A 12,668-nucleotide genomic window follows, 5' to 3' on the forward strand; every position below is an offset into this window, starting at 1 on the left:
TATGGTGGGTCGTGTAGGATTCGAACCTACGACCAATTGGTTAAAAGCCAACTGCTCTACCAACTGAGCTAACGACCCGTTGGATGGCGCGTATAATACTGATTTCTAACGGGAAATCAACACCCCACCACAACTTTTTTTAAAAATATCGCGTCGGGTCGGCAACACCGGCGGCCTTGAAGCCTTCGGCACGCAGGCGGCAGCTGTCGCATTTGCCACAAGCACGGCCGTCATCATCGGCCTGGTAGCAGGAAACGGTCAGGCTGTAGTCCACACCACGGGCCAAGCCGGCCTGCACGATCTGCGCCTTGCTCATGTTCTGCAGCGGCGCCTGGATACGGAAGCCCTGCCCTTCGACACCGGCTTTGGTCGCCAGGTTGGCCATGCGCTCGAAGGCTTCGACGAACTCGGGACGGCAGTCCGGGTAGCCGGAATAATCCACCGCGTTGACGCCAATGAAGATATCGCGGGCTTCCAGCACTTCTGCCCAACCCAGGGCCAGCGACAGGAATACGGTGTTGCGCGCCGGCACATAGGTGACCGGGATGCCTTCACCCGGAGCTTCCGGCACGTCGATGCTGCTGTCGGTCAAAGCCGAGCCGCCGATGCCGTTCAGGTTCAGGCCAATCACCTTGTGCTCGACCACGCCCAGGTCGCGGGCAACGCGGTCGGCGGCGTTCAGCTCGGCGCGGTGGCGCTGGCCATAGTCGAAGCTCATGGTATAGCAGCTATAGCCTTCGGCCTTGGCCATGGCGACCACGGTGGCCGAGTCCAGGCCACCGGACAACAGGATTACTGCGCGTTTCTCGCTCATGTGTAGTTGCTCCTCAACGTCCGGGTTCGTCGTTCCACAGCAGCTTGTGCAGCTGCAGCTGAAAGCGCACAGGCAGGTTGTCGGCGACAATCCAGTCGGCCAGCTCGCTGGCGTTCAGCTGCTGGTAGCTGGGCGAAAACAGCACCTCACCAGCACGCTCGGCGAGGTTGTACTGGATGAGTTTGGAAACCGCCCAGTCGTAGTCCTCGCGGGAACAGATGACGAACTTGACCTGGTCGTTGCCGGTCAGCTGCTCGATGTTCTCGTAGCGGTTACGGTGCGACTCCTCGGAGCCGGGGGTCTTCAGGTCGAGCACACGGCTGACCCGGGTATCGGTGCCGGCAATATCCAGCGCACCGCTGGTTTCCAGCGAAACCTCGTAACCGGCGTCACACAGGCGCTGCAGCAATGGCAAGGCGTTGGGCTGGGCCAATGGCTCGCCACCGGTCACGCAGACGTAGCGCGGCTTGAAGCTGGCGACCTGCTCCAGGATCGAATCGAGGGTGCGCAGGGTGCCGCCACTGAAGGCATAGGCACTGTCGCAGTACTGGCAGCGCAGGGGGCAACCGGTGAGGCGCACGAATACCGTGGGCAACCCAGCCGTTCGTGTTTCACCCTGCAAAGAGTAAAAGACTTCGGTGATGCGTAATGTGTCTTGCATGCTCGCCACGGGCGTGACAGCTAAACAGGCTGTCCGCCTCCGTCAGGCACTGTCGCGAACTCGACATAGCGTTATCCGCAACAGCGTGTTTACGAAAAAAGGGCAGTGATTCTAACGAAAAAACCCGCGACAGGCGCGGGTTTCTTTCAAACGGTACGGCTCAGAGCTTCTGCAGGTCACGTTGCGCCAGTTGCGCGGCCGAGGTGCCGGGGTACTGGCTGATGACTTGTTGCAGGATACCCTTGACCTTGTCGGTATGGCCCATGCGGCGCTCGACATCGGCCAGCTTGTACAGCGAATCCGGTACCTTGCTGTGCTTCGGATACTTCTGGCTGACCTGGGCGAAGGCCTGGCTGGCAGCTGGCAGGTCGCCCTTGGCCAGGTTCACCTCACCCAGCCAGTACTGGGCATTGCCGGCATACTGGCTGTTGGGGTACTTGCGCAGGAAGGCGTTGAACGCCTGGCTGGCCTTGTCGAAGTCTTTCTGCTTGATCAGGTCGAAAGCGGCATCGTAGTAGAGCTTTTCTTTCGCCGGATCACCGGGCTCGCTACTGGCGGCCGGTTGTTGCGCAGCAGCACCTGCTGCTGCATCGGGGGCGGCACTGGAGGCACCACCACCGGAGGAATTGTCAGGGGTCGCGGCAGGCGCGGCGCCACTGTTGATGCGACGGTCCAGGTCCTGGTAACGCTCCAGGTTTTCCTGCTTCATGCGCGACACATCGTTCTGCAGCTCTTCGATGATGCCTTGCTGGCGGGAAAGCTGATCCTGCATCTGTTGCAGCTGCATGAACAGCTGGCCCTGTGCAGAGGCAGGGGCCGAAGCCCCTGACCCGGCATAGGCGCCGCTCGTGCCATAACCCGCGGGCGGATAACTGCCCCCGTTGTCATCAACTACAGGAACCTCAGCCCAGGCCGCGAGCGGCAGGCTGAGTGCGAGGACGGTTACTACACGGCGGCCCATACGCATGAGAACTTACTTACGCAGTTCTACGCGACGGTTCTGAGCCCAGGACTGCTCGTCGTTGCCAGTGGCAACCGGACGCTCTTCACCGTAGGAGACCAGTTCCAGCTGAGCAGGGGAAACGCCCTGCAGAACCAGGTAGCGCTGGACGGCCTTGGCACGACGCTCACCCAGAGCCATGTTGTACTCGCGGGTGCCGCGCTCGTCGGTGTTGCCTTCCAGAACAACGCGGTTGCCGTTGGCTTTCAGGTCCTTGGCGTGAACGTCCAGAGCGCGCATGGCTTCTGGCTTCAGGTCCGAGCTGTCGTATTCGAAGTAGAAGGTGGTGATTGCGCGCAGAGCAGCTTCTTCGCTCAGGGAGCCGTCAACAGCACCAGCGTTGGCACCGTAGCCAGCGTTCGGGTCTACAGCAGCGCCTTCGCCTGCGTTGTCACCGCCCTTCGAGGAGCAACCTACAGCTACGGCCATGGCCAGAGCCAGCGCAGCAAATTTACCAAACTTCAGCATTTCCATCGTGAAACTCCTAATGAAACCCCAGTGTGTTAAGCAAAAGTATTACGCCGCAATCAGTTCAGGTAAGGGGACCAGGACGGTTCTCTGACTTCGCCTTGAGCGGTAGGAAGTGGGAGCCTCACGCGTCCATTAAGCGACACGAGCATCAAGACTCCCCGGCCCTGCTGGCGGGTGGCGTAGATTAGCATGGTGCCGTTTGGCGCAACAGTGGGAGACTCATCAAGACTCGTCTCCGAGAGAATCTTTACACTTCCGCGCTGCAAATCCTGGGCCGCAACCTTGAAGTTGGTGAAGCCCTGCTGGCGATGGATCATCACCAGGGTCTTTTCGTCCGCCGACAGTTTCGGGTTGGCGTTGTAGTTACCGATGAAAGTGACGCGCTCGGCACCACCGCCACCGACCGACTGCTTGTAGATCTGCGGCTTGCCGCCACGGTCGGAGGTGAAGTACAGGGTGTTGCCGTCCTTGCCCCAGAACGGCTCGGTATTGATACCCGGGCCTGCGGTGACACGGCTGATCTGGCGCGAGGCCACGTTCATCACGTAGATGTCCGGGTTACCGTCCTTCGACAGCACGAACGCCAGGCGGGTACCGTCCGGCGACCAGGCTGGTGCGCCATTGAGGCCTTCGAAGTTGGTGACCTGCTCGCGGCGGCCGGTATCGATGTGCTGGATGAAGATGCGTGGGCGCTTCTGCTCGAACGAGACATAGGCGATACGCTTGCCATCCGGCGCAAAGCGTGGCGACAGGATCGGTTCACGCGATTGCAGCAGGGTCACTGCACGTGCACCGTCGTAGTCCGAACGCTGCAGGGTGTAGCGGGTGTTGTTGGTGGAGAAACGCTCGGCCGTCACGTACAGCATGCGGGTGGAGAACGCACCCTTGATGCCGGTGAGCTTCTCGAACGACTGGTCGGAAATGTAGTGGGCCATGTCACGCAGCTGGTCGACGCTGCCCGCCACGCTGCCGGTCAGCACTTGCTGCTCGGTGGCGACGTTGAACAGCGCGTACTGCACCTGCAGGCGACCGCCCGACGGCACGATGCTGCCGACCATCACATACTGTGCGCCCAGTGCTTTCCAGTCACGGAAGATCACTTCGCTGGCCTGCGACGGCTGGCTGATCATGTTCTGCCGCGGAATCGGCGAGTAGTAGCCGGAGTTGCGCAGGTCGTTACCGATGATGTCGGCCATGTCTTCCGGCAGCACGCTGCCGCCCTGCAGACCGAACGGCACTACCGCGATGGGCGTGGCCCGGTCGCTGCCGCTGGTGACCAGGATGTTCTTTTCCTCTGCCACGGCCATGCCTGCCACGCAGCACAGCATGACCAGCAGCCCTCTCAGACGTTTAATCACAACGCTAGATCCTCAGGTGTAAATGTCATCTTGAACGAACGATATTGGTTGAAATCGCTCGGCTTCATACCCTGCATTTCGGTCAGGCGACCGATGTTCTTCACCGCAGCCACCGCCGAACTGTCATACGGGCCGTCACCACTGGACCGGGCCACGCTGACGTTGGTGATGGTACCGTCCGGCAACATGTTGATCTGCAGGACCACCGTCATGCCCTTGCGCGCGGAAGGCGGACGTGCCCAGCCCTCGGCCGCGCGCAAGCGGATCAGGTCGTCGAAGTCACCGGCCACCTGGTCACCCTGCTCGTCGGCCAGCGCCTGCTGCCGTTCGGTGGTGTCGGACAACAGCTCGGCCAGGGCCTGGGCTTTCTTGTCTTCTGCCGCCTTGCGGGCCGCTTCCTGTGCCTTTTTCTTCTGGGCGTCTGCAGCGGCCTTCTTCTTGGCCTCTTCAGCTGCCTTTTTCTTCGCTTCCTCGGCTGCCGCTTTCTTCTTGGCGTCCTCGGCTGCTTTCTTCTTGGCCTCTTCGGCCGCCTTTTTCTTGGCGTCCTCGACGGCTTGTTTCTTCGCCTCTTCAGCGGCCTCTTTCTTGGCCTCTTCTTCGGCTTTTTTCTTGGCTTCTTCCTCGGCCTTCTTCTTGGCGATGTCAGCCTGCTGCTTCTCGGCGGCCTTCTTCGCCTCCTCGGCCTTCTTGGCTTCGGCGGCTTTCTTGGCCTCGGCAGCCTTGGCGGCTTCGGCAGCGGCTTCGGCCTTCTTGGCTTCGGCAGCCTCGCGTGCCTCTTCGGCCTTTTGAGCGGCGTCGGCTTTCTTTTGTTCCGCGGCCTTCACGGCCTCCTGCTCGACCTTCTTCTGTTCCAACTGCTCGACCTCGGTCTGGCGCGAAGCGGTTTTCTTCGCTTCCCCGGCAATCTTCTGATTGGTCTGGGTGGTCGCCTGGCTCTTGGACTTGAGCTGGTACAGGGTAGCCTGAACGATCGGCTTGGATGGCGGCAGCTCAGGCGTCATGGCAAAACTGACGAACAGCAGGGCGAACACCAGCACATGCAGGCCGATGGCCCAGATACTGGGCCAGAAGTAGCTTTCCGAGGCGGATGGCTCTCGCTGTTGCATCAGGGCGCCTCGGTAATCAGGCCAACGTTACCGACACCGGCCTTCTGCAACCCGCCCATGGCACCCATGACCGCGCCATAGTCGACAGCCTTGTCGCCACGAATGAACACCTGGGTCTGCTTGCCCTGGTCACGGCCGGCAGCAATGATCTTGGTAACTGCGTCGGTCATGGCTGGCAAGGTCATGGCCTTGTCCATCTGCTTGTCGGTATCGACTTCGCTGCCGAGGTTCCAGTAATAGGTCTTGTCGGCCTTGATGGAGATGGTGAGGATCTGGACGTTGTTGTCCTGCGGCAAGGCTTCGCTGGAAACCTTGGGCAGGTCGACCTTCACGCCCTGGTTGAGCATGGGCGCCGTCACCATGAAGATGACCAGCAGCACCAGCATCACGTCGATGTAGGGCACCACGTTCATCTCGGCGACGGGCTTGCGTTTGTGGCGAACTCGGGCCATGGGCTTCTACCTGATTACTCTTCGCTGGTGTGCACTTTACGGTGCAGGATCGCCTGGAACTCGTCGGCGAAGGTGTAGTAACGACCGATCAGCACTTCGCTGCGCGCCGAGAAGCGGTTGTAGGCGATGACCGCCGGGATTGCCGCGAACAGGCCGATGGCAGTGGCGACCAGCGCCTCGGCGATACCCGGGGCGACCGTGGCCAGGGTGGCCTGCTGGGCGCTGGCCAGGCCGCGGAAGGAGTTCATGATGCCCCACACGGTACCGAACAGGCCGATGTACGGGCTGGTCGAACCAACGGTGGCCAGGAACGGCAGGCTCTGCTCGAGTTTTTCTTCCTCGCGCGAAATGGCCACGCGCATGGCACGGGCAACGCCTTCCATGACCGCGTCAGGGTCAACCCCCGGCTGCTGGCGCAGGCGCGAGAATTCCTTGAAGCCGGCACGGAACACCTGCTCGACACCGGAATCCGGGTCCGGGTTGCTGCCTGCCTGACGGTACAGCTTGGACAGGTCGATGCCCGACCAGAAGCGCTCCTCGAAGGCATCCAGCGCACGACGACCGGCGCGCAGCATGGTGCTGCGCTGGAAGATCATGATCCATGAAGTGACCGAGGCGGCCACCAGGGTCAGCATTACCAGCTGTACCACCACGCTGGCATTGCTGACCAGACTCCACATGGAGGTATGGTCGACGACGTTAGCTTCCACGCTTATTCTCCTGCGTTCGATTGATTACCCGAGCCGTCCGCCGCAAAGGCGTCGCGCAGCTCCGGGGGTATGGCTCGGGGTTTGAAAGTGTCGGCGCGCACGGCGGCCACCAGGAACTGCCCTTCGCAGAGCAGCGTTTCATCCTTTTCCCGCCAGACCTGCTGCACGAAGCGCAGGCTGGCGCGATTGAGTTCAGTGACATGCGCGGTGACCCGCAGCTCGTCGTCCAGGCGCGCCGGCGCGTGGTAACGCGCTTCGCTGGAATGGACCACGAACAACAGGTTTTCCCCGGCCAGTTGCGCCTGGGAAAAGCCCAGGTGCCGCAGCCGCTCGGTGCGCGCACGTTCCATGAATTTCAGGTAGTTGACGTAATACACCACGCCACCGGCATCGGTATCTTCGTAATAGACGCGACAACGGTGTGCGAACGGTTCCAGGCCATTTTGCGCGCGCATACTCTAGTGCTTACTCCTCAGCTTGCCAATCCGCTGTGGCAACTGTTTTTTCTTCATTAATGTCTTATTGCCAGCGCACCCTCGGCGTGCCAGCGCTAGGACCACGAAAAGCCGTTTTCGATCTGTCAGTCATCGCCCGTTTCGGAAAAATCCCCACCCTCCCCCAGGCGCCCGGGCACATTCAGGCCAAAGTGCAGGTAGGCATGCCGGGTAACCACACGGCCACGCGGGGTACGCATGATGTAGCCTTGCTGGATCAGGTACGGTTCGAGCACATCCTCGATGGTATGACGCTCTTCGCTGATGGCGGCGGCCAGGTTGTCCACCCCCACCGGGCCACCGTCGAATTTCTCGATCATGGTCAGCAGCAGGCGGCGGTCGGAATGGTCGAAACCGCGCTCGTCGACGTCCAGCAGGTTGAGCGCCATGTCGGCCACGGCCTTGGTGATCTGGCCCTTGCCGCGCACCTCGGCGTAGTCGCGCACGCGGCGCAGCAGGCGGTTGGCAATACGCGGCGTGCCACGGGCCCGGCGGGCGATCTCGTAGGCGCCCTGGTCCTCGATGGCCAGGCCGAGGATGCCGGCCGAACGACTGACGATGGTGGCCAGGTCCCTGTCGCTGTAGAACTCCAGGCGCTGGACGATACCGAAGCGGTCGCGCAGCGGGTTGGTGAGCATGCCGGCACGGGTGGTGGCCCCGACCAGGGTGAACGGTGGCAGGTCGAGCTTGATCGAGCGGGCCGCCGGCCCTTCGCCGATCATGATGTCCAGCTGGAAGTCTTCCATTGCCGGGTACAGCACTTCTTCGACGACTGGTGACAGGCGGTGGATCTCGTCGATGAACAGCACGTCGTGCGGCTCGAGGTTGGTCAGCATGGCCGCCAGGTCGCCCGGGCGCTCGAGGATCGGCCCCGAGGTGCTCTTGACCGACACGCCCATTTCCTGGGCGATGATGTTGGCCAGGGTGGTCTTGCCGAGACCCGGCGGGCCGAAGATCAGGGTATGGTCAAGCGACTCGCTGCGGCCACGGGCGGCCTGGATGAACAGCGCCATCTGCTCGCGTACCACCGGCTGGCCGATGTACTCGTCCAGCCGCAGCGGGCGGATCGCACGGTCCTGGACTTCTTCACGGTCGCGGCCACTGGCGGCGATCAGGCGGTCGGCTTCGATCACTTGGTAATCATCCCTTTCAGGCTGCGGCGGATCAGCTCTTCACTGCTCAGGCCAGCCTTGTCCTTGATCGCGGCGATCGCCTTGCTGGCTTCCTGCGGCTTGTAGCCCAGCGAAACCAGGGCGCTGACGGCATCAGCCTCGGCCGTGGAGCTGCTGCTGACCGGCAGCGGCCCATCGGAGACCAGGGTGAACATGGCTGGCGAGGTTTCCCAGGCCTTGAAGCGGTCCTTGAGTTCGACCAGCAGGCGTTCGGCGGTCTTCTTGCCGACCCCCGGCACGCGCACCAACGCCGACGTGTCCTGGGCCTGCACACAGCGCACCAGCTCGTCGACTTCCAGGCCGGACATCAGCGCCAGCGCCAGCTTCGGCCCCACGCCATTGAGGCGGATGAGCTCACGGAACAGCTCGCGCTCGCGCTTTTCGGCAAAACCGTAGAGCAGGTGGGCGTCTTCGCGCACCACCAGGTGGGTGTGCACGGTGACGCTTTCGCCCACCTTGGGCAGACGGTACAGCGTGGTCATCGGCACTTCCAGCTCGTAACCCACGCCGTTGACGTCGATAATCAGGTGCGGCGGCTGTTTCTCCGCCAGGGTGCCGCGCAAACGTCCAATCACGTTCCGATCCTTCCTCTCGGGGAGCCGGTCAAAGACCGCTCAACCCTATCAGCAAATGCGGCGGGTGCACGTATCACCCGCACAAAATGTGTATCAGGGCATGAAGCGCCTACAGACGCAAGCGCCCGCCGCGTCGCCGCGCCGTGGCCAGGCCGTGCGGCACCAGGCTGGAGCGGGTATGCGCATGGCACAGGGCGATGGCCAGGGCGTCGGAGGCGTCGATCTGCGGCTTTTGCGTCAGTTTCAGCAGGTGCATGACCATCATCATCACCTGTTCCTTGTTGGCCCCGCCGGTGCCGGCTACCGCCTGCTTGACCTGGGTGGCGCTGTACTCGGCGATTTCCAGGCCGGCTTCGGCGGCAGCGACGATGGCCGCGCCACGGGCCTGGCCGAGCTTGAGCGCCGAATCGGCGTTGCGGGCCATGAACACCCGCTCGATGCCCATGGTCACCGGGCCGTGCTGGCTGATGATTTCACTGACACCGCGAAAAACGATCTGCAGCCGCTCGTGCAACTCGCCGCTGCCGGTGCGGATGCAGCCCGACGCCACGTACTCGCAACCACGGGCGGTCTGGCGTACCACGCCATAGCCGGTGATGCGCGAGCCGGGGTCGATACCAAGAATCAGAGTCATAGTGCCCGTCTAAAAATTGATGCATCCCTGCAAACTGTGCCGGCCCCTTCGCGGGTAAACCCGCTCCCACAGGTACTGCACCCCATTCAGGGTCGGTGCAGTACCTGTGGGAGCGGGTTTACCCGCGAAGGGGCCGGCACAAGCGCAGACAAATTTGAAGACCCGGCATGGAACGCCAGGACCACCTTAGCCGAGGTTTTCCATGATCTCATCGGAAATCTGGGCATTGGAGTAGACGTTCTGTACGTCATCCAGGTCTTCGAGCATGTCGATCAGCTTGAGCACCTTCTCGGCACCGTCCTGGTCAAGTTCGGCGCTGGTGGTGGGCTGCATGACGATTTCCGCGTCAGCGGCCTTGAACCCCGCCTCTTCCAGGGCATTGCGCACGGCATAGAAGCTGTTGAACGAGGTGAACACCTCGAACGAGCCGTCATCGTTGGCCACCACGTCATCGGCATCGGCTTCCATCGCCGCTTCCATCAGCGCATCTTCTTCCACGCCGGGGGCAAAGCTGATCTGCCCCTTGCGCTCGAACAGGTACGCCACCGAACCGTCGGTGCCGAGGTTGCCGCCACACTTGGCAAACGCATGGCGCACGGCAGCGGCCGTGCGGTTACGGTTGTCGGTCATGGCCTCGACCATGATCGCCACGCCGCCCGGGCCGTAGCCTTCGTAGCTGAGCTCTTCGACGTTGTCGCTTTCGTTGGTGCCAGCACCACGGGCCACGGCGCGGTCGATGATGTCGCGGCTCATGTTGGCGCCCAGCGCCTTGTCCAGCGCCAGGCGCAGGCGCGGGTTGGAGGCCGGGTCAGGGCCGCCCTGCTTGGCGGCGACCGTCAGCTCGCGGATCCACTTGGTGAAGATCTTGCCTCTCTTGGCATCCTGGCGCTCTTTGCGGTGCTTGATGTTCGCCCACTTGGAATGACCAGCCATAACGACTCCGAATCCTTTGAATCACAAACAGCCCCGCCCCTGTACGGGGCGGGACGGGAAATTGCCTGCGCCGAAACGCAAAGGCGCATCCCTGTGGATGCGCCCGAGGACTGCTTACTCGACCTTGGTCTGTTCGCGCAGTCGGATGTGCAGCTCGCGCAGGGCCTTGGCGTCGACCATGCCAGGGGCCTGGGTCATGACGCACGCGGCGCTCTGGGTTTTCGGGAAGGCGATCACTTCACGGATCGACTGGGCGCCGGTCATCAGCATGACCAGGCGGTCCAGGCCGAAGGCCAGGCCACCGTGAGGCGGAGCGCCGAACTTCAGTGCGTCGAGCAGGAAGCCGAACTTCTCTTCCTGTTCTGCCGCTTCGATGCCCAGCAGGCGGAACACGGCCTGTTGCATCTCCTTGCGGTGGATACGGATCGAACCGCCACCCAGCTCGGTACCGTTCAGGACCATGTCGTAGGCACGCGACAGGGCTGCGGCCGGGTTGGCCTCGAGCTCTTCCGGGGTGCACTTCGGCGCGGTGAACGGGTGGTGCAGCGCAGTGAAGCTGCCGTCTTCGTTCTCTTCGAACATCGGGAAGTCGACCACCCACATCGGCGCCCACTCGCAGGTCAGCAGCTCGAAGTCGTGGCCCAGGCGGATACGCAGCGCGCCCAGGGCTTCGCTGACCACCTTGAACTTGTCGGCACCGAAGAACACGATGTCGCCGTCAACCGCACCAACGCGGTCGAGGATGGTATTGAGGTTGGCCTCGGGAATGTTCTTGACGATCGGCGACTGCAGGCCTTCGACGCCCTTGGCGCGCTCGTTGACCTTGATGTAGGCCAGGCCCTTGGCACCGTAGATGCCGACGAACTTGGTGTACTCGTCGATCTTGCTGCGCGGCATGCTGGCACCGCCTGGCAGGCGCAGGGCGGTAACACGGCACTTCGGATCGTTGGCCGGGCCGGCGAACACCTTGAAGTCCACGTCCTTCAGCTGGTCGGCGACGTCGACCAGTTCCAGCGGGATACGCAGGTCCGGCTTGTCGGAACCGTAGCGGCGCATGGCTTCTTCGAAGGTCATGTGCGGGAATTCGCCGAATTCCAGGTCCAGCACTTCCTTGAACAGCTTGCGGATCATGCTTTCGGTCAGGCCCATGATCTCGCTTTCATCGAGGAAGCTAGTCTCGATGTCGATCTGGGTGAATTCCGGCTGGCGGTCGGCCCGCAGGTCTTCGTCACGGAAGCACTTGGCGATCTGGTAGTAGCGGTCGAAGCCGGCGACCATCAGCAGCTGCTTGAACAGCTGCGGCGACTGCGGCAGGGCGAAGAAGCTGCCGGCGTGGGTACGGCTTGGCACCAGGTAGTCACGCGCGCCTTCCGGGGTGGCCCGGGTCAGGATCGGCGTCTCGACATCGAGGAAGCCGTTTTCGTCGAGGAAGCGACGGATGCTGCTGGTGATGCGCGAACGCAGGCGCAGCTTGTCGGCCATTTCCGGGCGACGCAGGTCGATGAAGCGATAACGCAGGCGGGTTTCCTCGCCGACGTCGGAGTATTCGTTGAGCGGGAACGGCGGGGTTTCCGCTTCGTTGAGCACGTTCAGCTGGTAGCCGAGAATCTCGATGGCACCGGACGCCATGTTGGCATTCACCGCACCCTCAGGGCGCTTGCGCACCTTGCCGGTGATCTGCACGACGTACTCGCTGCGCACGCGGTCGGCAGCGGCGAAGGTTTCGGCGCGATCCGGGTCGAACACGACCTGGGCCATGCCTTCGCGGTCACGGATGTCGAGGAAGATCACCCCGCCGTGGTCGCGGCGACGATGGACCCAGCCGCAAAGGGTGACTTCCTGGCCGTCCAGGCTCTCGTTCAGTTGGCCGCAATAATGGCTGCGCATCATGATGGTGGTTTCGCTTCTCGTGATTCGTGTATTCGGTGGAGGCCTTGGCCGCCCGGAGGGCTAATACTGCAAGACCCGGTCACAGCATTCAACTCAGTCGGCCTTGTCGCCGCCTGCCAGATTCTTTTTCGCCCCGGTCTTGAAGTCGGTTTCGTACCAACCATTACCGCTCAGGCGGAAGCCTGGCACCGACAGCAGCTTCTTCAGCGCCGGCGCCTGGCAGGCCGGGCAATCGGTCAGCGGCGCGGCGCTGATCTTCTGCAGTACTTCCATGCGGTGCTCGCAGGATGCACATTGATAGTCATAAAGGGGCATGGGTGTCTCTCGTCAACCATAACGCTGGCTGCCGGGGCAGCAAAAAGCGGGATTATATATGGTTAGCAAGCACTGCGCAGCCC

The 12,668-nt window shown here is 62.4% G+C and carries 15 protein-coding genes and 1 tRNA gene; all 16 read right to left on the reverse strand.

What is annotated here, in order from left to right:
• Positions 1-2: 2 nt before the first annotated feature.
• Positions 3-78: transfer RNA gene (locus tag HU763_RS18175), tRNA-Lys, on the reverse strand.
• 61 nt (positions 79-139) lie between these two features.
• A complete protein-coding gene (queC, locus tag HU763_RS18180; protein ID WP_186687941.1) occupies positions 140-814 on the reverse strand; it encodes a 7-cyano-7-deazaguanine synthase QueC in 675 nt (224 codons plus the stop codon).
• Between the two features lie 13 nt (positions 815-827).
• The gene (queE, locus tag HU763_RS18185; RefSeq protein ID WP_186687944.1) at positions 828-1,475 is read right to left on the reverse strand and encodes a 7-carboxy-7-deazaguanine synthase QueE; all 648 of its coding nucleotides are present in this window, start codon (positions 1,473-1,475) and stop codon (positions 828-830) included.
• A 160-nt stretch (positions 1,476-1,635) separates the two neighbouring features.
• Positions 1,636-2,442, reverse strand: a complete 807-nt coding sequence (gene ybgF, locus HU763_RS18190) for a tol-pal system protein YbgF (RefSeq protein ID WP_170031546.1) — start codon at positions 2,440-2,442, stop codon at positions 1,636-1,638.
• Positions 2,443-2,448: 6 nt separating this feature from the next.
• On the reverse strand, positions 2,449-2,949 hold the full coding sequence (pal, locus tag HU763_RS18195) for a peptidoglycan-associated lipoprotein Pal (RefSeq protein ID WP_015271469.1): 501 nt from the start codon (positions 2,947-2,949) through the stop codon (positions 2,449-2,451).
• A gap of 53 nt (positions 2,950-3,002) precedes the next feature.
• Positions 3,003-4,274, reverse strand: a complete 1,272-nt coding sequence (gene tolB / locus HU763_RS18200) for a Tol-Pal system beta propeller repeat protein TolB (protein WP_189665821.1) — start codon at positions 4,272-4,274, stop codon at positions 3,003-3,005.
• A 26-nt stretch (positions 4,275-4,300) separates the two neighbouring features.
• Positions 4,301-5,410: a cell envelope integrity protein TolA gene (gene tolA / locus HU763_RS18205; protein ID WP_186687949.1), complete on the reverse strand. Its 1,110-nt coding sequence runs from the start codon at positions 5,408-5,410 to the stop codon at positions 4,301-4,303.
• On the reverse strand, positions 5,410-5,862 hold the full coding sequence (gene tolR, locus HU763_RS18210) for a protein TolR (protein WP_003254760.1): 453 nt from the start codon (positions 5,860-5,862) through the stop codon (positions 5,410-5,412). Before tolR ends, tolA begins: the two co-directional genes overlap by 1 nt.
• A 14-nt stretch (positions 5,863-5,876) precedes the next feature.
• The gene (gene tolQ, locus HU763_RS18215; RefSeq protein ID WP_170031555.1) at positions 5,877-6,572 is read right to left on the reverse strand and encodes a protein TolQ; all 696 of its coding nucleotides are present in this window, start codon (positions 6,570-6,572) and stop codon (positions 5,877-5,879) included.
• Between the two features lie 2 nt (positions 6,573-6,574).
• Entirely contained in the window at positions 6,575-7,027 is a 453-nt protein-coding gene (ybgC, locus tag HU763_RS18220; protein WP_170031559.1) for a tol-pal system-associated acyl-CoA thioesterase, read from the reverse strand.
• Positions 7,028-7,152: 125 nt separating this feature from the next.
• Positions 7,153-8,199: a Holliday junction branch migration DNA helicase RuvB gene (gene ruvB / locus HU763_RS18225; protein ID WP_170031562.1), complete on the reverse strand. Its 1,047-nt coding sequence runs from the start codon at positions 8,197-8,199 to the stop codon at positions 7,153-7,155.
• The gene (ruvA, locus tag HU763_RS18230) at positions 8,196-8,813 is read right to left on the reverse strand and encodes a Holliday junction branch migration protein RuvA (RefSeq protein WP_170031565.1); all 618 of its coding nucleotides are present in this window, start codon (positions 8,811-8,813) and stop codon (positions 8,196-8,198) included. Before ruvA ends, ruvB begins: the two co-directional genes overlap by 4 nt.
• Before the next feature lie 109 nt (positions 8,814-8,922).
• Positions 8,923-9,447, reverse strand: coding sequence for a crossover junction endodeoxyribonuclease RuvC (ruvC, locus tag HU763_RS18235; protein WP_085622805.1), 525 nt, complete (start codon positions 9,445-9,447; stop codon positions 8,923-8,925).
• Positions 9,448-9,633: 186 nt separating this feature from the next.
• Positions 9,634-10,380 (reverse strand): YebC/PmpR family DNA-binding transcriptional regulator, encoded by a 747-nt coding sequence (locus tag HU763_RS18240; RefSeq protein ID WP_186687951.1) that lies wholly within the window; start codon positions 10,378-10,380, stop codon positions 9,634-9,636.
• Positions 10,381-10,494: 114 nt separating this feature from the next.
• On the reverse strand, positions 10,495-12,270 hold the full coding sequence (gene aspS / locus HU763_RS18245; protein ID WP_015271474.1) for an aspartate--tRNA ligase: 1,776 nt from the start codon (positions 12,268-12,270) through the stop codon (positions 10,495-10,497).
• Between the two features lie 93 nt (positions 12,271-12,363).
• Entirely contained in the window at positions 12,364-12,585 is a 222-nt protein-coding gene (locus HU763_RS18250) for an FmdB family zinc ribbon protein (RefSeq protein ID WP_003254776.1), read from the reverse strand.
• Between the last annotated feature and the right edge of the window lie 83 nt (positions 12,586-12,668).

The organism is Pseudomonas anuradhapurensis, assembly GCF_014269225.2.
GTDB classification, from domain to species: Bacteria; Pseudomonadota; Gammaproteobacteria; order Pseudomonadales; family Pseudomonadaceae; genus Aquipseudomonas; species Aquipseudomonas anuradhapurensis.